Genomic DNA, 19903 nt, shown 5'->3' with positions numbered 1-19903 from the left:
ATGTCCCTCAGACTCAGGCGGAAAGGACGTCCTGGAGACGGCTCAATCGACCACGTACCGAACCGTCAATGACGGTATCACCGGCACGCAGGATCACGCCGCCCAGAAGCGATGGATCCACCTGAGTGGTAATGGAGATTTCGCGGTCCAGACGCTTGGCCAGTGCACTCGCGAGCGATTGTTCCTGTGCCTCGGAAAGCGCAAAGGCGGACAGGATCTCCACCTCCATGCGCTTCTCCTGCTGAGCCTTCAACGCCTCGAACTGCTCGGCGATGACGTCGAGCGCCATCAGGCGGCCTTTCTGGCCTACCAGACGGATGAAGTTCTTGAGATCGTCATTGACGGCTTCACCACAGACGTCGACGACAACATCAGCCTTCTGTGCGCTGGACAGCTTGGGATTATCGAGCACTCGGGAACGCAGATCGTCATCGCTGACGACCTGCGCCACAAGGGCCAACATGCCGGACCAGTCGTCGAGCGCGCCTTTCGCCAGGGCGTACTCGAAAGCAGCCTTGGCGTAGGGGCGAGCGATAGTTGACGCTTCCGCCATGGTCACCTCCTCAGAGCTCTTTGGCGAGTTTGTCGACGATGGAAGCATGCTGCTTCTCGTCGATGGAGGACTCCAGGATTCGCTCAGCGCCCAGGATCGCAAGGCGTGACACTTGTCCGCGCAGATCTTCCTTCGCACGGGTCACTTCCTGCTCGATCTCGGCCTTGGCCTTGGCGATCATGCGCTCGCCTTCAAGACGGGCATCCTCGCGAGCCTGCTCAAGCTTCTGGTTAGCCTGCTTCTGGGCCTGCTCCAGAATCGCAGCTGCCTCTTCCTTGCACTTGCGCAGTGTCTCGCTGGCCTCTTGCTCGGCCACTTCAAGATCACGCGCCGCACGGCTGGCAGCATCCAGACCATCGGCGATCTTCTTCTGACGTTCCTGCAGAGCTTGCATGACCGGCGGCCAAATAAACTTCATGCAGAACCAGACGAAGAACGCAAAGGCGATAGCCTGGCCGACTAGGGTAAGGTTCAGGTTCACGCCAGCACCTCTCGCGTTACGGGTTTGGGGTTAACGGGTCGATGGCTCTCTCGAGCCAGCGCATTAACCGACAAACGGGTTAGCGAAGGTGAAGAACAGCGCGATACCTACACCGATCATGGTCACGGCGTCGAGCAGACCAGCAACGATGAACATCTTGACCTGCAGCATCGGGATCATTTCCGGCTGACGAGCAGCGCCTTCCAGGAACTTGCCACCGAGGATACCGAAGCCGATAGCGGTACCGAGGGCACCCAGGCCGATCAGCAGGGACACGGCGATGGCGGTCATACCCAGAACTTGTGCTTCCATGTTGGTCTCTCCAATTTTCGAGTTAGTGGTTTAGTGGGTTAAGGGTTGATTAAGGGTTAGTGGTTTAGGGTGTTCTAAGGGTGAAGCGGTTAGTGCTTCTCCACCGCCATGCTCAGATAGACGATGGTCAGCATCATGAAGATGAAGGCCTGCAGAGTGATGACCAGGATATGGAACACCGCCCAGGTGAAGTGCAGAGGCAGCTGCCACAAACCGATCATGGCAATCAGGATGAAAATCAGCTCGCCGGCGTAAAGGTTACCGAACAGTCGCAGCGCCAGTGAGATCGGCTTGGCCAGCAGGGTCACTGTTTCAAGCAGGAAGTTGACCGGGATGAACAGCGCCTGGACCAGCTTGTTCGGCGAGTTGAACGGATGCAGAGTCAGTTCACCAATGAAGCCGCTGAAACCCTTGGCACGAATGGTGTAGATGATGATCAGGGCAAATACAGAGAGAGACATGCCAATGGTGGCATTGACGTCTGTGGTCGGTACGACCTTGAAGTAAACATGGGCAGGATCAGCGCCGAACAAGGAAGCGATCTTCGCTGCCAGCATAGGCAGGAAATCCACCGGCACCAGGTCCATGAGGTTCATCAGGAACACCCAGCAGAAGATCGTCAGCGCCAGCGGAGCAATCAGCTTGCTCTTGCCATGGAACGTGTCCTTCACCGAGTTATCGACGAATTCGACCATCAGCTCGACAAAGTTCTGCAATGCACCAGGAACGCCTGTTGTCGCTGCATTGGCTGCTTTCTTGAACACCCACAGGAAAATCAGGCCCAGACCAATGGACCATCCCATGGTATCCAGGTGAATGGCCCAGAAGCCCATGTCGGAAGCTTCCTGAGCGGAGTGCGCGATGCTCCAGCCATGATCCGGATGCAGACCAAACGTCAGGTTCTGCAGGTGGTGCTGGATATATTCCGTCGGAGTCGGATTCGTGCCTGCCATGCGAGCCTCTTATTTATGTGTGCGACGGACGTTTCACCAGCCAGGGACCCAGCCAATGAACGAACAACGTCACCACGTAAGCGCCAAAGAAAAAAGTTGGGTTTGAAGGAGGCACTGCGATGAACACTAGAGTGAACAGCGCCGCCGTCAAACCGAACTTGCCGGCTTCCGCACGATAGAAACTATTGACGATGGCTCGGGAGTATCGCGCTCCCTGATAGCGAAATACGCGCCAGGCAAAGAAAGCATTGGGCAAAAAGGCAACCAGCCCTCCCGTTGCAGCTGAAGCCGCACCGGATACGCCAAAACCAATCCCTGCAAGCGCACTCAGCAGTGCCACCACGGCCAATTGCACCTGCAGCAGTCGTTTTACCTGGGGTCGTTGAATACTGGCCGCCAAGGGTCTCTCCTGCTGCGCCGCGTGGTCTGTGCAACTTGCGTATCACCAGTAACTCACTGATCAACCTACCGGTGATGCCTTTTCGTGCAAGCGTATTTTCCATCGTCTTGCTGTCAGTGGATGCCAAACCACTGACAGACTTCGGCGCGATTATAGGGAAGGGAACTTACTGCTTCAACCGAAGTAGTATGTATTTGCGCGTACTTGTCGCAAGTTTTCGACTAAATGCGCAGAACTTGTCGCTATATTAATTAGCAAGCAAATAGAATAATACGCCTATTTACTACATTCTCTTTTCATCATAAAAGCGGTAGAACACTCCACATTCCCGCTCTTTTCAGCGAATATGCGCGAGAATTCCATCAAGTTCGTCAAGGCTGGAGTACTGAATCATCACTTTTCCCTTGCCAGCCTTTCCATGCTGAATTTTTACCGGTGCTCCCAACACTTCGGCCAGGCGTGTTTCCAGGCGCGCTACATCCTGGCTTGGCGGAGAAGGTTTGGTGGTCTTGGGTTTATCGCTGGTCAATTGCTTGACCAAGGCTTCAGTGGCCCTCACGGTAAGATCCTTGTTGACCACTTCATGGGCGGCCTTGCGCTGCTTGAGTGGCGGCAAGGTAAGCAGCGCACGCGCATGTCCCATATCCAGATCACCACGCTCGAGCAAGGTCTGAACTTCAGGATCCAGAGATAACAGACGTAACAGGTTGGCTACCTGTGCCCGGGAACGTCCCACGGCATCGGCAACCTGCTGCTGGGTCAACTCAAACTCATCGATCAGACGCTTGAGCGCCAGGGCCTCTTCAACAGGATTGAGATTTTCACGCTGAATGTTTTCGATCAGGGCCAGGGCCAGTGCAACTTCATCGGTAACATCACGCACCACTGCTGGAATAACATCCAGTTCGGCGAGTTGGGATGCACGCCAACGTCGCTCACCTGCGATGATTTCATAACGATCGGGCCCGATGGGTCGGACCACAATGGGCTGCATGACCCCCTGAGCACGAATGGAGTCTGCAAGCTCTTCCAGAGCTTCAGGACGGATGTCACGACGCGGCTGGTACTTTCCCCGACTCAACTGGCCAAGTGGCAAGCGTTCAAGGCGATCCTGAACGCCAAGTGCGGCATCGACTGCGCCTTCGTTGCCATCGAGTCCGCTTTCGGGCAAGTCCAGGCTTTCGCGACGGCGAGCTCCAGCACCGATCAGAGCATCCAGGCCACGTCCCAAGGCGCGTTTACGGGTCATCGACTTCCCCTCATCTCACAAAGCAGACACTGCATCAAAAAAACGCTTACTACAGAGACAACCGGCGAATCAGTTCCTTGGCCAGCACTCGATGAGCCTGGCTACCCCGCGAGAAACGTGCGTACTTGGTCACTGGAAGCCCATGGCTGGGCGCTTCGGCAACTCGCACATTGCGTGGAATCGTGGTCTTGAGCAATGCGTCACCAAAATAATCTCGCAGCTGCTTACTGACATCGCGCGTAAGGCTGTTACGAGAATCGAACATGGTACGCAGGATACCGTAGATCTCCAGAGAAGGGTTCACGCTATCCTTGATCTGCTCGACGGTATCAAGCAATGCCGACAGGCCCTCGAGGGCATAGAACTCACACTGCAGGGGAATCAGTACGCCATTGGACGCGGTCAGGGCATTGACGGTCAGCATGTTGAGTGACGGCGGGCAGTCGATCAATACGACGTCATACTCATTGGAGACCTCGCCAAGCGCCTGAGCCAGACTGCGTTCTCGGCCATCTTCACGCTCGAGCAGTTCGACTTCGGCTGCGGTCAGGTCACCATTGCCAGGCATCAAGGCATAACCGGCTTCAGGACAGTCGAGGATTACCTCGACAGGACGTTTCTCGCCGAGGATCACATCCAGCACGCTGCCATCCAGGTTATGCTTGTCGACCCCACTTCCCATGGTGGCATGGCCTTGGGGGTCGAGATCGACCATCAGTACTCGACGATCCAATGCCGCGAGACTCGCAGCCAAGTTGACGGCAGAAGTGGTCTTTCCGACTCCGCCCTTCTGGTTGGTCACGGCGATGATTTTGGTCACGTCGTCATCCTTGTTCGGTGTTCTCGGGCGACAGATGGCCGAACAGCTCGGCCTCTGGCCAGGCATTGTACGAAAGTTGTCTGCTCTCGCTGAGACCTTTCATGCCAAACCTGGAACTTGGGGATAGAGACTAGCGGCCTGAGGCGTCAGGTTCCAGCGCTAGATGTTTCTTCCCTGTTTCTAAACCGATGGTTCCAAAATGACCAGTTCACGACTGCCGGGCTCGAAAGGGACTTTCAGCGAATGACGCGATGCCTGACTAACATTGGTGACTAGCCCAGCCAGTTCATCATCCACAGCAGGCCCTTTCATCGCTAGCCATTGACCATCGTCAGCCACAAGATTCCGGGTCAGTTCAACAAAGTCCGCCAGGCTGGCAAAAGCACGGGAAACAACCTGATCGAAACCACCAGGTGGCGCCTCGAAGGCTTCGACCCGAGCTTGAACAGGAGTGGCATTGGTCAACTTCAGTTCCATGACAGCCTGACGCTGGAAGCGTACTTTCTTGCCATTGCTGTCAAGCAGAGTGACCTCCAGAGACGGTTCCAGAATGGCCAATACCAATCCCGGAAGGCCAGGCCCCGCACCAACATCCAGAACCCTAGGTCCCTTGACCCAGGGCAGAATGGAAGCACTGTCGAGCAAATGTCGCGACACCATGTCCAGCGGGTCTCGAACAGCGGTGAGGTTATAAGCGCGATTCCACTTGTGTAACAACCCCACCAGCGCCACCAACTTGTCCTGCTGGCCAGCATCACAGGCAACCCCTAGTTCCGCGAGCCCCTGTGCAAGGCGATCAGCGATCTGTTGTTCCAGTGCAGAAGTCAAAGCTGACGTCATCCGGCTACCTGCTCATTGCTCGGTGTGGTTGCCACTTCTTTGATCAGATGACGTTTCTTCATATAAATCAAAAGAATGGAAACAGCAGCAGGTGTCACACCTGAAATACGCCCAGCCTGAGCCAGCGTCGCAGGACGGGCATCGTTGAGCTTCTGGCGAATTTCATGTGACAACCCCTCGATCGCGTTGTAATCCAGATCTTCGGGCAGGGCCATCGATTCATGGCGCTTGAGCTTGTCGATTTCGTCCTGCTGACGATCGATGTAACCCTGGTACTTGGCCTGGATCTGCACTTGTTCGGCAACTTGCTCGTCGGCGACAGCTTCTCCCAACAGACCAGCTACATCGTGGTAGACCAGCTCCGGTCGCTTGAGCAGATCCATCAGGTTGTATTCCCGAGACAAAGGCTTTCCTGTACTTGCTTCAACCTTGGCTGCTGCTGCAGTTCCCGGTTGAACCCAGGAGGCCTTGAGACGTGCGCTCTCGCTTTCAACCGCTTCGCGCTTGGCAGAGAAACTGGCCCAACGTTCATCATCGATCAGGCCCAGTTTACGGCCCTGTTCCGTCAGCCGCATGTCGGCATTGTCCTCACGCAGCAACAAGCGGTATTCCGCACGTGACGTGAACATGCGGTAAGGCTCTTTGGTGCCGAGAGTGATCAGGTCATCTACCAGAACGCCGAGATAGGCTTCGTCACGACGTGGACACCAGGCATCCTGCTCCTTGGCACGCAAGGCGGCATTGAGACCAGCAAGCAGGCCTTGAGCCCCTGCTTCCTCGTATCCCGTAGTGCCATTGATCTGCCCTGCGAAAAACAGGTTGTGGATAAATCTGGTTTCCAGTGAATGCTTCAGATCGCGAGGATCGAAGAAGTCATACTCGATGGCATAACCCGGCCGGGTTATGTGCGCATTTTCCAGCCCCACCATGGAACGCACCACCTTGAGCTGCACATCAAATGGCAATGACGTAGAAATACCATTTGGGTATAGCTCATGTGTATCAAGGCCTTCGGGCTCGATGAACACCTGATGGCTAGCCTTGTCGGCAAAGCGATGCACCTTGTCCTCGATGGATGGGCAATAGCGCGGACCGACACCCTCGATGACACCGGAAAACATCGGTGAACGGTCGAGATTATCGAAGATGATCTGGTGAGTCTGCTCATTGGTGTGAGCAATATGGCAACTGACCTGACGTGGATGCATCTCCCGGGAGCCGAGATAGGACATTACCGGAATTGGAGTATCCCCCGGTTGCTCCTCGAGCCTGGAGAAATCCACGCTCTTGGCATCGATACGCGGAGGAGTCCCGGTCTTCAGGCGATCAACCCGGAATGGCAGTGCGCGCAGACGCTCAGCCAAGGCGTTGGAAGGCGGGTCACCGGCACGGCCGCCTCGACTCTGCTGCAGGCCAATGTGGATAACCCCGCCGAGAAAAGTCCCTGTGCATAACACGACAGTTTCACCCATGAACCGTATGCCGGTTTCAGTGACTACGCCCCTCACAGTGTCATTTTCAACGACCAGGTCCCCAGCCGCCTGCTGGAACAGCGTCAAATTGGGCTGGTTTTCCAGAATGTGGCGAATGGCTGCCTTGTAGCGAATGCGATCGGCCTGGGCCCGGGTAGCACGTACAGCAGGTCCTTTGCGTGCATTGAGCACGCGAAACTGAATGCCCCCGAGGTCCGTTGCCAGACCCATGGCACCACCAAGCGCATCAATCTCCTTGACCAGGTGGCTCTTGCCAATCCCGCCAATAGCGGGATTGCAGGACATCTGGCCCAAGGTTTCGATGTTGTGTGTCAGCAGCAGGGTCTGGCAACCCATGCGGGCAGAGGCCAGGGCAGCTTCCGTTCCAGCATGGCCACCGCCGATGACGATGACGTCAAAGCGGTCGGGATACTCCAAGGTTCACCTCGTTTGGCGCTCAGGCGCCAGCGCAAAAATTTAATAGGACATCAGGGATATGTCGAAGATCAGCCCGCCAGTATACGCCCCTTGTGGGTAAACGTCAGGGTTTTCCACACCCTGGTTAGCCAGCTCCCCCACCCTCTCATTTCTAATTAAACAATACATATAAAAAGAAAGAAGTTCTGTTGTAATAGTTACTACTGTTGTGGGTAATTTCTGTGGAAAACATTGAGCCTAGTTTTAAAAACAACAAGATATACTGTTTACAATGTTCTGGAGAAGAGGCCAATGAGCTGCGGACTCCCTGTCTTGATGCTGTGGATGAAACCCTAGGTTACCCACATCCGACAGGGTCCACCAGTTATCCACCGACCTGAAGGAGACTTGTCACCGTAGAGGTGAACAAGAGACGGATTAGCCTGAAACCCGTACGATATCTGGGCTAGAGGGATAAACCTGGTTTTTTTATCCACAGGCAAAAAATCCCCTGTCGATAAGCTCGCCAGGGGATCGAGGGCCTGCAGAGGTGGCTTTTCGCGTTCAATCCAGAAGGGACTGACATTCCATCTAATGTTTCAATACCCGGGAAAGGAAGGACCGTGTCCTTTCATTCTGGGGATTGTCGAAGACTTCATCAGGGCGCCCCTGCTCGACAATTTCACCCTGGTGGATGTAGATCACTCTGTCGGCGACTTCCCGGGCAAACCCCATCTCATGGGTAACGATCATCATGGTCATGCCGTCCCGAGCCAGCTCGCGCATGGCATCGAGCACTTCCCCTATCATCTCTGGGTCCAGCGCCGAGGTTGGTTCATCAAACAACATCAGCCGTGGCTCCATGGCCAGAGCCCGGGCCAGGGCGACGCGCTGTTGCTGGCCCCCTGAAAGCTGAGAAGGATACTTGTCCGCCTGATCGCGGATGCCAACCCTATCCAGGAGACGTTCGGCAATTTCCATTGCCTGCGCCATGCTCTTGCCCTTCACCTTGGTCGGCGCCAGGGTGATGTTGTCGCGCACGTTTAGGTGAGGAAAGAGGTTGAATTGCTGGAACACCATGCCGACTTCCGTGCGAATGGTCTGCAGGGCACGGGTAGCCTTGCCATAGGGCCGCAGGTCGTGGCCATCGACACGTAGCTGGCCCTGCTGGAACTCTTCCAGTCCATTGATGCAGCGGATCAGAGTGGACTTACCGGAGCCACTGGCGCCGATGATGACGACGACTTCACCGTGGCTGACGTCGAGATCGATATTCTTCAATACATGATGCGCACCATAGTACTTGTTCAATTTGCGCAGTCTGACGATGGATTCACCGTCTTTGTGAGCTGTTGTGCTAGTACTTGTGCTAGTACTTGCGCTAGTGCTGAGTGAATGGCTCATGTCATGTTGTCCTGTCGTTGAGACCATTGAAGTAGAGAGGTCCAGTACGGGTGGGTTATTGGCCTACCAATCCCCTGCGTTCCAGCAGACGCAGGAGCAAGGACAGGGTTAAGGTGATGGCCAGGTACATCAGGGCCACCATCAGGTATACCTCCAGAGCCGTGAAGGTGGTGGCAATGTAGATCTGGCCTTGGCGAACGAGCTCCCCTACTCCAATGACGGCGAACAGAGAGGTGTCCTTGATGCTGATGATGCCCTGGTTTCCCAATGCGGGAATCATGCGTCGGAAAGCCTGGGGCCAGATGATGTAACGGAAGGTATTCAAGCGCGACAGGCCCAGAGACAGGCCAGCCTCGCGTTGACCTCGTTCGATGGACTGGATGCCTCCACGCACGACTTCAGAGATATAGGCTCCGGAATTGACAGCAATGGCAGCAATACCGGCAGTAAGCGGGCCAATGTGGCCGATCACGTCGGAAAGGCCGTAGAAGATGAACAGGACCTGGACCAGCACCGGAGTGCCACGGAATATTTCGATATAGACGATGGCGGGAACGCGTAGCCAGCGACTGGGAGATATTCTCAACAGGCCGAAGAAGATGCCGATGAAAAAGCCGATGGCTAGACCGGCGATGGAGATCAGCAGTGTATAAGGAATGCCCGTCAGCAGGTGGGGAATGGAGGAAAATGCTGCCGACCAGTCAAATGTAAAGTTGGAGTTCACTCAAGATCTCCCTCGAGCAGTAGAGTCAGGGAAAATGCAAAGAGGGCCGGATGATGATCCGGCCCTTTCGCTTCTTTCACAGGTATCACGTGAGAACCTCGGTGTGACGAGAGTGAAATCACTCGTCGCTAGAGGAACCAAACCACTTGGCATGTATGCTGTCGTAGGTACCGTCTTCCTTCATGGAAGCCAGGGCCTCGTTGACAGGCTTGACCCATTCGCTGTCCTTGGTGAAGACGATGCCGTATTGCTGCCCTTCGTAGAGCGGGCCAACAACCTTGACCTTGTCCTTGCCTCGTGTCTGAGAGAAGTAGCCGACATTGGGAGCATCATAGAAGACGGCATCGACGCTACCGCCAAGCAAGGCCATGTACATGTCAGCAGAGCCTGGATAAGGCGTGATGGTCGATGTTTCTCCGAGCGTTTCCTGCAGGTAGTCGAAGCTGGTGGAGCCAATCTTGGTACCCACGCGCATGCCCGAGAGGTCATCTATGCTGGTGACGTCCTCCTGGTCGGCCTTGACCAGAATCTGTAGACCACTGTCGTAATAGGGATCGGAGAAGTCGACGATCTTGGCTCGTTCATCGGTAATCGTGATGCCAGCAATGGCAATATCCACGTTACCGGTTTGTACAGCGGGAATGATGCCGTTGAAATCCATGGTGCGGACTTCGTAGTCGAAACCGGCCCGTTCGCTCAATTCCGCAATGATATCCATGTCAAATCCGACCATTTCGCCGGATTTCTGGTCCATCATCTCAAAGGGGACGAAGCTAGGATCAGTGGCGACGGTCAGGGTTTCGGAATGTGCAAGGCCAGCGCCCGCGATCATCATCACTGCTGCGAGAGCCGTGGAAGTCAGTGCGGTTTTCATGGGGTTTCCCCTGTTGGAGTTATTGTCGAATACCCCAACTACCATGGCTGACTTGAGATAAAAGGGTCAAGTTACGTGAATTTTCAATAGGGCGAAAATCGTGGCCATTTCAAGGCCAGGAGGCTGGCAAGCAAGTACTCGCTTACACCATGAAGGAGGCGCCACAGCCACAAGTGCTGGTGGCATTGGGGTTCTGGACCAGGAAGCGCGCGCCTGCGAGGCCTTCTTCATAGTCTATGGTGGAGCCGACAAGATACTGGTAGGAAAGGGGATCGATCACCAGTGACACATCGCCAAAGGGGATTTCGGTATCATCTTCGTTGATGGCATCGGCTACATCGAAGCCATACTGAAAACCTGAACACCCTCCTCCTGTAACGTAGACTCGCAGAGAAAGACGGTCGTTGCCTTCATCGGCCTTGAGGGCCTGCAGGCGGCGACGTGCATTGTCTGAAAGCATCAGAGGCGTGGGAATGAAGGATTCGGCACCGCTCATGGTAGAGCTCCGGAAATCGGTGAATGGCGATCAACACCGTATTATCCGGAATTCCCACTAATTTGGTCAACTTTATCCTGCTGATCGCCTCCTATCAGACGACAGGAAGCGGCCAGACCTGGTGCGATCGCTTGATCAGGGCATGATCGCCGGAGCATCGAGACCTGCAGTCTCATCGAAGCCAAACATCAGGTTCAAGTTGTGCACAGCCTGACCAGAAGCTCCCTTGACCAGGTTGTCGATCACTGAAAGCACGATCACGGTATCGCCGCCGCCTGGGCGGTGAATGGCCAGGCGGCACATGTTGGCGCCCTTGACGCTACGCGTTTCCGGGTGACTGCCGGGAGGCATCACGTCGACAAAGGGCTCATTGGCATAGCGCTCTTCGAAGCGTTTCTGCAAATCGCCAGGCTCACTGGTCAGACGCCCATAAAGTGTCGCGTGAATACCACGGATCATCGGCGTCAGATGGGGCACGAAGGTCAGGCCGACATTATCGCCAGCCGCATCTCCCAGGCCCTGACGGATTTCCGGTAGATGACGATGTCCCGATGCGCCGTAGGCCTTGAGAGACTCACTGGCTTCAGCCAGCAGAGACGGTACCTTGGCGCCACGTCCGGCACCTGTGACGCCGGACTTGCAGTCGGCAATCAAGTGTTGCGGGTCGACCAGGCCGGCTTCGAGCAATGGCAGGAAGCCGAGCTGTACCGCAGTGGGATAACAGCCGGGAACCGCGATCAGGCGTGAAGAGCGAATACGTTCACGATTGACTTCCGGCAGGCCATAGACAGCCTCCTCAAGCAGCTCAGGGGCGCCATGAGGCTGGCCGTACCACTCAGCCCAAAGCTCGGCATCGCGTATACGGAAGTCGGCTGACAGATCGATGATACGAGTACCCTGCTCCAGCAATTCTCCAGCCAGAGCATGAGCAACCCCATGAGGCGTAGCAAAGAATACGGCATCGCACTTACCCAGGCGTTGCGGATCGGGCTCGGAGAAGCGCAGTTCATCGTAGTGCCCACGCAGGTTGGGATATAGTTCACAGACCCCCAGGCCTGACTCGCTTCGGGAGGTAATGGCCTCGACTTCGACATGGGGGTGACGTGCCAGAAGCCTGAGCAGCTCGACGCCGGTATAGCCAGTACCGCCGACAATTCCAACCTTGATCACTTGGGTGCTCCTGTATATGGGGACATCATTCGCTCTATGATACACAAGGGTAACACCGCTTAAGGAAACTCTTGTTCCTCGATCAAGGAAAGTTCTGTGCCACGTATCCGTCTGTCGGGCTTCAGTCTTGATACCTTCCGTCGACAACTGGCAAATGTCGACGCACTTCCGCAGCTATGCGTGCTAGGCGTATTGAGCGGATTGATTACCGGTAGCTTCATGGTGTTGTTTCGTTCCTTGCTGATGCTGGGAGCTGTCGTTTTCATGCCTCATGGCGACCCGGAAGCCTTCGAGCAACTGTCCAGAACAGTACGTGTGCTGCTACCGATCCTGGCGGTCTTCGTGATCGGTATGTTGCTCTGGCGGCAACCCGCTGCTGCTCGCAAGGTTGGGGTAGGTCATGTCATCGAGCGATTGACCGACCATCAGGGGCGCTTTCCTATGCGCAACTGGATCAATCAATGGTGGATCGGAGCCCTGTCCGTGATGGGCGGGCTTTCCGCGGGGCGTGAGGGACCGGCGATCCACCTTGGTGCAGCGGCTTCCAGCGGCATGGGGGAATTGCTCAGGTTGCCGCATAACAGCCTGAGGGTGTTGGTGGCCTGTGGTACTGCGGCAGGGATTTCAGCTTCTTTCAATACACCGATTGCCGGGGTCATTTTCGCCATGGAAGTGGTGATGATGGAATACACCATCGTCGGTTTCATGCCTGTCATTCTGGCCGCCTGCATGGCCGCAGTGATATCTCAACTGGTCTATGGTTCTGAGCCAGCCTTCGCTGTACCCGAATTGGCGATGGGATCGCTGTTCAATTTCTACTGGATCGTCATCATGGCCTTTGGCATAGGCCTGCTGGCAGGATTGTTCCTGCATGTCGCGCGCAGTGCGCGCGTTGGCAGCTTGCCCATGTGGTTGCGTTTTGCCCTGGTAGCAGCGCTGGCTGCTGCATTGGCCTGGAGTTATCCCCAGGTACAGGGGATTGGCTATGACAGCCTGTCCGATGCCTTGTTTGGCAAATTGACCGTGGATGTATTGGTAGCCTTGGCGTTAGGCAAGCTGTTGCTCACGGCCTTCTCTGTGGCTTGTGGTGTACCGGTGAGCATCATAGGCCCGGTACTAGTGATAGGCGCTGCTGCTGGGGCACTGATGGGGCTGTTTGGCGTCTGGCTATGGCCAGGTAAAGCTGCCGATCCCGGGCTCTTCGCCATGATCGGCATGGCGGCGATGATGGGAGCCGTATTGCAGGCACCTTTGGCGGCATTGATGGCGCTGCTTGAATTGACACACCACCCGCATATTTTGTTGCCAGGAATGCTGGCGGTGGTGGTCTCCGGGCTCACCGCGCGGCAACTGTGTCGCTGTGATGGGATATTTATCAACATCAAGCGCAAGGGCATGCATCCCTTGCAGCACCCTTTGATGCAGGCTTTGTCTCGAGTATCGGTACCTGCGGTCATGGAGCGCAGTATTGCGCGCACCCGGCGTCGGATCGACAAGGATCAGGCCAAGTCTTTGCTTGAAAGCAACCCCATGTGGATCCTGATCGAGCGTTCCTCTGATGACAAGCCTACCTTGGCACTGAAAGCGGCAGACCTGGCGCTATGGCTAATGGAGCTGGAAAACAAGCATGCCACTCCCTCCTCTGAGCAGAGTCATGGCCAGAAGAAGGATTCCCGCGAAAAAGCCAGGCCACCCCTGACATCTGCGGAGGATGAGGAGATCATGGATACTGCCTCTCGCAATGAGAGCGAAGAAGCGAGTGAGTTGAGTGGGAGCCAGGAGCGTGTCGAAGATGGGGAAGGCGACCAGGGCAAGAACAGCGAGGCCGAGACGTTGGATCTGCTGGAAATCCCTGGGCATCGTATGGACCTGGCTGCCATTTCTCTGCAGGCAACACTGTCGGAGGCTTTGATTGTCCTCAATGAGCGCAAGGTCGATGGGCTATACGTAGAGCACGGTTACCATGCTAGGCAGAAGAGAATTTCCGGTATCATCACTCGAGAGGCAATCGAGGCGTACTATCGCATTTCTGATTCATCCACAGCCTGAGGAGCCAGTATGTACCTGTGGATAAAAGCTTTTCACCTGATGGCCGTGGTAGCTTGGTTTGCTGCCTTGTTCTATCTGCCCCGCCTGTTCGTGTACCACGCCATGGCTCGGGACAAAGGCGAATACACCAGCATGGACACTTTCAAGGTCATGGAGCGCAAGCTCTATCGCGGTATCATGACGCCCTCCATGGTAGTGTCTCTGCTCCTTGGGATCGTTCTGCTATGGCTCAATCCGGCATGGCTACACATGGGCTGGTTGCATGCCAAGCTTTTCGCTGTCCTGCTGCTGGTTGCCTATCATCATGTCTGTTTGATCTACATGAAGCAGTTGGCAGAAAATCGCTGCCAGCGGAGTCATAAGTTTTTTCGTATATTCAATGAGTTACCAGTTGTAGCGCTGGTGGCTATTGTCATCCTTGTTGTGGTGAAGCCGTTTTGACTGCTCTTAACATGAATTGGCAACCCAACCTTCCCGGGGTCCTGGTATTGGCCGGACATGATCCCACCGGAGGAGCAGGGATTATTGCAGACTCTGAAAGCGTCTCAGCTTGCGGTGGTTGGGCCTTGACCATCCCGACGGCTCTGACCGCACAGGACTGTGACAATGTATTGGCGGTTTCGTCGGTACCCGCAGAAGGTATTCTGCAGGCTGCTGCGGCATTGGAAGCCATTTCGGTGTCTGCCATCAAGATAGGGTTGATTGCTGATATTGAAGTGCTGGATGCGGTGGTCGATGTCGTACGTACTCGCCCGGGCATTCCTGTCGTAGCAGACCCGGTATTGCGCGCTGGAGGTGGCTGCGATCTGGCAACTCAGGAACTTATCGATGCTTATTGCGAGCGTTTGTTGCCCTGGATCGACATCCTGACGCCCAATCGTCACGAATTGGCGCGTCTGGCAGGAAAGGATTATCACGACGATACAGAGCGCGCGGTGAGCCTGATGCGTCAAGGCTGTCAGGCCCTGTTGGTGACAGGGACTGATGAGCCTCTGGAGCAGGTGGCGAAGGACAAGGTAGCCCACACGCTGCATGCACCTGATGTGGATCGTCAATGGACCTGGCCGCGTCTCGATGGCCGCTACCATGGCTCTGGTTGTACCCTGGCATCTGCGCTGGCCACGCGTCTGGCCGCGGGTGAATCCCTGGTTCAGGCCTGTGAACAGGCCCAGGTGTTTACCTGGCAAGCACTGGCCCACGGCTGGCAAGCTGGCAGCGGGCAATATCTGCCTCGTCGTTTGTGGCAGATGCCTGTTCCATGCTTTTCCATGGACGAGGTCGGGTTATGATGAGGGCAAAGAATTATCCCGTGCTTTTCACAGAGTTATCCACAAAGAGGTTTTCATGACCACATCTGCTGAGCTCTTCGAACAGGCTTGTCGGCATATTCCCGGGGGGGTCAATTCACCGGTACGAGCCTTCAAGGGGATGCATCGTCCCCCTGTGTTCATGGAGCATGCCAAGGGAGCCTACCTGTATGATGTGGAGGGCAAGCGCTATGTCGACTATGTCGGCTCCTGGGGACCGATGATTACCGGTCATGCTGATCCTGAGGTGCTTGCTGCCGTGCGTGAAAGTCTCGACAAGGGGCTATCCTTCGGTACGCCGACGGCCGTGGAAACCACCATGGCGGACCTTATCTGCGAGATCATGCCCAACATCGAGATGGTACGCATGGTCAATTCCGGTACTGAAGCCACCATGTCAGCGATTCGACTGGCCAGGGGGTATACCGGTCGCGACAAGATCGTGAAGTTCGAAGGTTGCTACCACGGCCATAGTGACTCGCTGCTGGTGAAAGCCGGCTCTGGAGCGTTGACCCATGGTGAGCCAAGCTCGCCTGGGGTACCTGCTTCTCTGGCAGATCACACCATCACACTCTCTTTCAATGATATCGATGCTGTAGAGCAGTGTTTCGAGGAAGTTGGCAGCCAGATCGCATGCATTATCGTTGAGCCCGTGGCAGGTAACATGAACTGCATTCCCCCTCAGCCTGGATTCCTGCAAACCCTGCGCAAGGTCTGTGACAGCTATGGAAGCATACTGATCTTTGATGAGGTAATGACGGGCTTTCGGGTAGCCCTCGGGGGAGCACAGACCTATTTCGGCGTCGATCCCGACCTGACTTGCCTAGGCAAGATCGTTGGTGGTGGCATGCCGGTCGGCGCCTTTGGTGGCCGTCGCGAGATCATGTCTGAACTGTCGCCGCTGGGCCCGGTGTATCAAGCCGGCACCCTGTCTGGTAATCCCCTGGCCATGGCGGCTGGTGTCACGTTATTGAACAAGGTGAGACAGCCTGGATTCCATGATGCGCTGGCACAGCGGGTCGATACCTTGTGTAATGGTCTAGAGGCGCGAGCTCAGGCAGCAGGTATTGATATGATCACTCAGCGTGCCGGAGGCATGTTCGGTGTGTTCTTCACTGCCCAGAGTCGAGTCGACAATTTTGCTCAGGCCATTGCCTGTGATGATGAAGCGTTCCGTCGCTTCTTCACTGCCATGCTTGATCGTGGAGTATATCTGGCGCCGTCTGCCTATGAGGCAGGCTTTATGTCCAGCGCCCATACTCCAGAAGACATTCAGGTAACGCTGGATGCTGCTGAGCATGCCTTTGCTCAAATGACGTCTTAGGTCTGACAGGAGCCCACCATGACTGGCAATGACGCCTCAGTGAAGGAAACCATCCTGGACCCCTTCACCCTTGATGAACTGCTGGATGCGGTGGCCGGGTTCCATGCCGAACCCATGGAGCCAGATGCTGAGCTGCCTGATCCCATGGAGGTTCTGCAGCAGCGTATCGAGTCCGAATATGCTGTGTGCAGCGCCTTGCTCACGACTGAGGATGATGTACAGCGTCTGGCTGCCTTGAAACAATGGCTCGATCAGGACCTTCAGCGCCTGGCGCCGATTATCGAGGCCCGTCGCGATCGTTTGCGTCCCAGCCGCTGGTACATGGAATATGCCGATGTGAGGTTGACCGACAACGGTCGCCTGGTCATTACTCAGAGTGCCGCTCAGGATCCTGAGCCTTTTGATTATCCTGTCCTGGCCGATCCAGGACATGACCTGGCCAGCCTGCGTGTCGAGCTGGAGTTGCGAGATGAGATGAGCCTGTCTCATCAGGCGCTGGATGGCTATCTGCGGCGCAGTGGCGATTATGAACTGGCGCGTGTGTTGACAGTTCTTCAAGTGGTGGAAGCCATGGCCGGAATGCGTCGTGCACTGCAGCGGCGTCAGGCTGGCGGCAATGAGCGCCCGTCCCTGGCGGCAGAAACCATGAAGACGTTTCGCCGTTATCTTGGGTTGGCCGAGCGGCACGCGGAATTCCGTTTTCCACCGTTGATCATCGGTGTTGGAGTATCCGGCAGCGGCAAGAGCCGATTCACGAAAGCCATTGTCGGGCGCCTCGGGGCTGTGCGCTTGAGTTCCGATTCACAGCGTCTCGCCTTGCATGGATTGAATCCACTGGAGCGTGATTCGCTTGCGTCTGTGGATATCTACAGTCGTGAAGCCACTGAAAAGACATACCAGCGCCTGGCCGCCTGTGCCGGTATCCTGCTGGATGCAGGGTTCATGGTGTGTGTCGATGGGACTTTCCTTGAGCGCAAGCAGCGTGATCTGCTGCGTTGGCAGGCGGAGGCCAGGGGCTTGCCGGTGTTGATTGTCAGTTTCGAGGCTGATGAAGAGACACTACGGCAGCGTATCAGTAAACGTGCTCGTCGCAATCAGAAGAATGAATCGTTGAGTCTTGCGGTACTAGCTGCCCAGCAGGACTCCTTCGAAGCTTTCACCGAAGAAGAGCGCCTGCACCTGGTGCATCTCGACAGTACGGCCAATAATGCTGCAGAAACACTGGCCAGCCTGATTGAAGAGCACATTCGGATGCTGTGATCGCATGACGTGGTGTGCACGCAAGAAAACCGGGGCCTGAGGTCCCGGTTTTCTTATGTCTGTGGGTAAGTCATTGCCCCAAGGGCATAGTCTTCACTCATACTCGAGCCATCTGACTAAGACGGCTCAGGCCCTATCGGTCAACTGCCAGTGCTGGTGTGGTGGCGCGGAGGCGGTGTTCCCAGGTTCTGGCGGGCCCAGTTGACGGCTTGAAGCCGGTTGCTGACACGGATTTTCTTGAACACATTGTAAAGATGAGACTTCACGGTGTGCTCACTGACACATAGGCGTTCGGCGATTTCCATGTTGGAGGCTCCCGAGCCGAGCAGCCCGATGATCTCCATCTCTCGCTGTGTCAGGCCGCAGGCAGGACGATAAGCATTCAACTGCTGGCGCCGGGAGAACTCGATCAGGCGGGTCATCAGTGGCCGGGACATCCACAGCTCATCGCTTTCGAACAGTCGAGAAATGCCTTTGCAGATACGCTCCAGGCTATCCTGACGATAGAAAACGCCGCGCAGATGCATGAAGGAGAGAACCTCCAGAGCATGTTCCTCATCACGCAGGTTAAAGGCCGTGAGAATCAATTCAATGCTCTGAGTCACCTGGTCCTGCCAGTGTTGCATGGCGTTATCATCAACATGATCAGCATCCATCAACACCAGTGTCCTGGTAGTAGCATTGGCATCAAGAACATCTGTAGGTGCTGCGATGGATACTGGGCAGTGGAACTGCTCCTGAATATAGTTGATGAACAGCAGTGACTGGGGATTGTGGTCCGTTACCAGTACGATCTGCGCAGTAGTGTCATTCATCTCAGCCGCCTCCTTACCATCCTACGATCTCCGCCTGTCAGGGATGGTCTGACACAGGGGGAAGAGAGGATCATTCTGGACCTTCCCTAGCCATTGTGTAAGATTATGTAACCAATTCACAGTACTATTAGGAAAAATTTATCCTTAATGATGGATATTCTAGTTCTTATGTTTTAGTTCTAAAGGATTGGCATGCTGGTGAATCTCCCCCTCGATTCAAGTCAAGAGGGAATGTCAATAACGAGACTTGCGCGGGATGGCGAATAGGCATGCTAAAGTATCGCCAGCCGAGGTGTTCTGCCATCGGCATCATCCACCGGTCATTCCAAGAAAGCGCTCTCATGTCCCAATCTTTTTCCTCTTCCACAGAACTTGTCCTGGCCAGCGGCAATGCGGGCAAGCTGAAAGAACTCTCGGCCCTACTCCTCCCTCTGGGTATAGATGTTCGAGCTCAGTCTGAATTCAATGTTCCCGAAGTCGATGAAACTGGGGCCACTTTTGTCGAGAATGCTTTGCTCAAGGCTCGTGAGGCCTGTCGTATCAGTGGGCGCCCAGCATTGGCAGATGATTCTGGTCTGGCGGTAGATGCATTGGGGGGACAGCCTGGCATCTATTCCGCGCGTTATGCTGGCGAACCGAAGAGCGATGAGCGCAACAATGCCAAGTTGCTCGATGCACTGCGCGATGTGCCGGAGGGTCAACGTGGTGCCAGTTACTGGTGTGTGCTGGTATTGCTGCGCCACGCCGAAGATCCGGTTCCGCTGATTGTCCAGGAACATTGGCATGGCGAGATTCTTGCTCACCCGCGTGGTGATGGTGGTTTTGGCTATGATCCATTGTTCTGGATTCCGGAGAGTGGCATGACCGCGGCTGAACTCAGCAGCGAAGAAAAGAATCGTCTCAGTCATCGTGGGCGTGCAATGGCGACACTACTGTCGCACCTCGAAGGTATGTCAGCTCTGTGATGACCGGATAATGTGCGA

The 19903-nt window shown here is 55.5% G+C and carries 21 protein-coding genes; 6 read left to right on the top strand and 15 right to left on the bottom strand.

Annotation, left to right across the window (positions count from 1 at the left end; genetic code table 11):
- Window positions 1–13: 13 nt before the first annotated feature.
- From E4T21_RS20585 to argC, 14 genes are all read right to left on the bottom strand, one after another.
- On the bottom strand, window positions 14–553 hold the full coding sequence (locus tag E4T21_RS20585; RefSeq protein WP_149286810.1) for a F0F1 ATP synthase subunit delta: 540 nt from the start codon (window positions 551–553) through the stop codon (window positions 14–16).
- Window positions 554–563: 10 nt separating this feature from the next.
- Complete coding sequence (locus E4T21_RS20580) at window positions 564–1034, bottom strand: F0F1 ATP synthase subunit B (protein ID WP_149286809.1); 471 nt, start codon at window positions 1032–1034, stop codon at window positions 564–566.
- Window positions 1035–1097: 63 nt separating this feature from the next.
- Complete coding sequence (gene atpE, locus E4T21_RS20575; RefSeq protein ID WP_013334203.1) at window positions 1098–1346, bottom strand: F0F1 ATP synthase subunit C; 249 nt, start codon at window positions 1344–1346, stop codon at window positions 1098–1100.
- Window positions 1347–1435: 89 nt separating this feature from the next.
- Complete coding sequence (gene atpB / locus E4T21_RS20570) at window positions 1436–2299, bottom strand: F0F1 ATP synthase subunit A (RefSeq protein WP_149286808.1); 864 nt, start codon at window positions 2297–2299, stop codon at window positions 1436–1438.
- A gap of 13 nt (window positions 2300–2312) precedes the next feature.
- Window positions 2313–2699, bottom strand: a complete 387-nt coding sequence (locus E4T21_RS20565; RefSeq protein ID WP_149286807.1) for an ATP synthase subunit I — start codon at window positions 2697–2699, stop codon at window positions 2313–2315.
- Between the two features lie 337 nt (window positions 2700–3036).
- Window positions 3037–3948, bottom strand: coding sequence for a ParB/RepB/Spo0J family partition protein (locus E4T21_RS20560; protein ID WP_149286806.1), 912 nt, complete (start codon window positions 3946–3948; stop codon window positions 3037–3039).
- Between the two features lie 49 nt (window positions 3949–3997).
- A complete protein-coding gene (locus E4T21_RS20555; RefSeq protein ID WP_149286805.1) occupies window positions 3998–4768 on the bottom strand; it encodes a ParA family protein in 771 nt (256 codons plus the stop codon).
- A 180-nt stretch (window positions 4769–4948) separates the two neighbouring features.
- Window positions 4949–5608: a 16S rRNA (guanine(527)-N(7))-methyltransferase RsmG gene (gene rsmG / locus E4T21_RS20550; protein WP_149286804.1), complete on the bottom strand. Its 660-nt coding sequence runs from the start codon at window positions 5606–5608 to the stop codon at window positions 4949–4951.
- Window positions 5605–7518, bottom strand: a complete 1914-nt coding sequence (gene mnmG, locus E4T21_RS20545; protein WP_149286803.1) for a tRNA uridine-5-carboxymethylaminomethyl(34) synthesis enzyme MnmG — start codon at window positions 7516–7518, stop codon at window positions 5605–5607. Before mnmG ends, rsmG begins: the two co-directional genes overlap by 4 nt.
- A 570-nt stretch (window positions 7519–8088) precedes the next feature.
- A complete protein-coding gene (locus E4T21_RS20540) occupies window positions 8089–8808 on the bottom strand; it encodes an amino acid ABC transporter ATP-binding protein (protein ID WP_275898211.1) in 720 nt (239 codons plus the stop codon).
- Window positions 8809–8956: 148 nt separating this feature from the next.
- Window positions 8957–9625 (bottom strand): amino acid ABC transporter permease, encoded by a 669-nt coding sequence (locus tag E4T21_RS20535; protein WP_149286801.1) that lies wholly within the window; start codon window positions 9623–9625, stop codon window positions 8957–8959.
- Window positions 9626–9743: 118 nt separating this feature from the next.
- Window positions 9744–10499: a transporter substrate-binding domain-containing protein gene (locus E4T21_RS20530; RefSeq protein ID WP_149286800.1), complete on the bottom strand. Its 756-nt coding sequence runs from the start codon at window positions 10497–10499 to the stop codon at window positions 9744–9746.
- 142 nt (window positions 10500–10641) lie between these two features.
- Window positions 10642–10995, bottom strand: a complete 354-nt coding sequence (erpA, locus tag E4T21_RS20525; protein ID WP_149286799.1) for an iron-sulfur cluster insertion protein ErpA — start codon at window positions 10993–10995, stop codon at window positions 10642–10644.
- A gap of 135 nt (window positions 10996–11130) precedes the next feature.
- Complete coding sequence (argC, locus tag E4T21_RS20520; protein WP_149286798.1) at window positions 11131–12165, bottom strand: N-acetyl-gamma-glutamyl-phosphate reductase; 1035 nt, start codon at window positions 12163–12165, stop codon at window positions 11131–11133.
- 96 nt (window positions 12166–12261) lie between these two features.
- Here argC and E4T21_RS20515 point away from each other — a divergent pair, with 96 nt between their 5' ends.
- From E4T21_RS20515 to E4T21_RS20495, 5 genes are read left to right on the top strand one after another with little or no spacing between them, the layout of a single operon-like run.
- The gene (locus E4T21_RS20515) at window positions 12262–14214 is read left to right on the top strand and encodes a chloride channel protein (RefSeq protein WP_240349233.1); all 1953 of its coding nucleotides are present in this window, start codon (window positions 12262–12264) and stop codon (window positions 14212–14214) included.
- 9 nt (window positions 14215–14223) lie between these two features.
- Complete coding sequence (gene hemJ, locus E4T21_RS20510; protein WP_149286797.1) at window positions 14224–14655, top strand: protoporphyrinogen oxidase HemJ; 432 nt, start codon at window positions 14224–14226, stop codon at window positions 14653–14655.
- Between the two features lie 11 nt (window positions 14656–14666).
- Window positions 14667–15503 (top strand): bifunctional hydroxymethylpyrimidine kinase/phosphomethylpyrimidine kinase, encoded by an 837-nt coding sequence (thiD, locus tag E4T21_RS20505; RefSeq protein WP_149286796.1) that lies wholly within the window; start codon window positions 14667–14669, stop codon window positions 15501–15503.
- A gap of 55 nt (window positions 15504–15558) precedes the next feature.
- Window positions 15559–16845, top strand: coding sequence for a glutamate-1-semialdehyde 2,1-aminomutase (hemL, locus tag E4T21_RS20500; protein ID WP_149286795.1), 1287 nt, complete (start codon window positions 15559–15561; stop codon window positions 16843–16845).
- An 18-nt stretch (window positions 16846–16863) separates the two neighbouring features.
- Window positions 16864–18105 (top strand): P-loop nucleotide/nucleoside kinase family protein, encoded by a 1242-nt coding sequence (locus E4T21_RS20495; protein WP_149286794.1) that lies wholly within the window; start codon window positions 16864–16866, stop codon window positions 18103–18105.
- Window positions 18106–18245: 140 nt separating this feature from the next.
- On the opposite strand, the gene E4T21_RS20490 is transcribed toward E4T21_RS20495, so the two are convergent.
- Window positions 18246–18920, bottom strand: coding sequence for a LuxR C-terminal-related transcriptional regulator (locus tag E4T21_RS20490; protein WP_149286793.1), 675 nt, complete (start codon window positions 18918–18920; stop codon window positions 18246–18248).
- 341 nt (window positions 18921–19261) lie between these two features.
- On the opposite strand from E4T21_RS20490, the gene rdgB reads away from it, so the two are divergent.
- Window positions 19262–19885, top strand: a complete 624-nt coding sequence (gene rdgB / locus E4T21_RS20485; protein WP_149286792.1) for an RdgB/HAM1 family non-canonical purine NTP pyrophosphatase — start codon at window positions 19262–19264, stop codon at window positions 19883–19885.
- Window positions 19886–19903 lie beyond the last annotated feature (18 nt).

The sequence above is a fragment of the Halomonas binhaiensis genome (assembly GCF_008329985.2).
Classification (GTDB): domain Bacteria; phylum Pseudomonadota; class Gammaproteobacteria; order Pseudomonadales; family Halomonadaceae; genus Halomonas; species Halomonas binhaiensis.
Note: the sequence above shows the minus strand (reverse complement) of the source record. Positions and strands in the feature narration are given on the sequence as shown.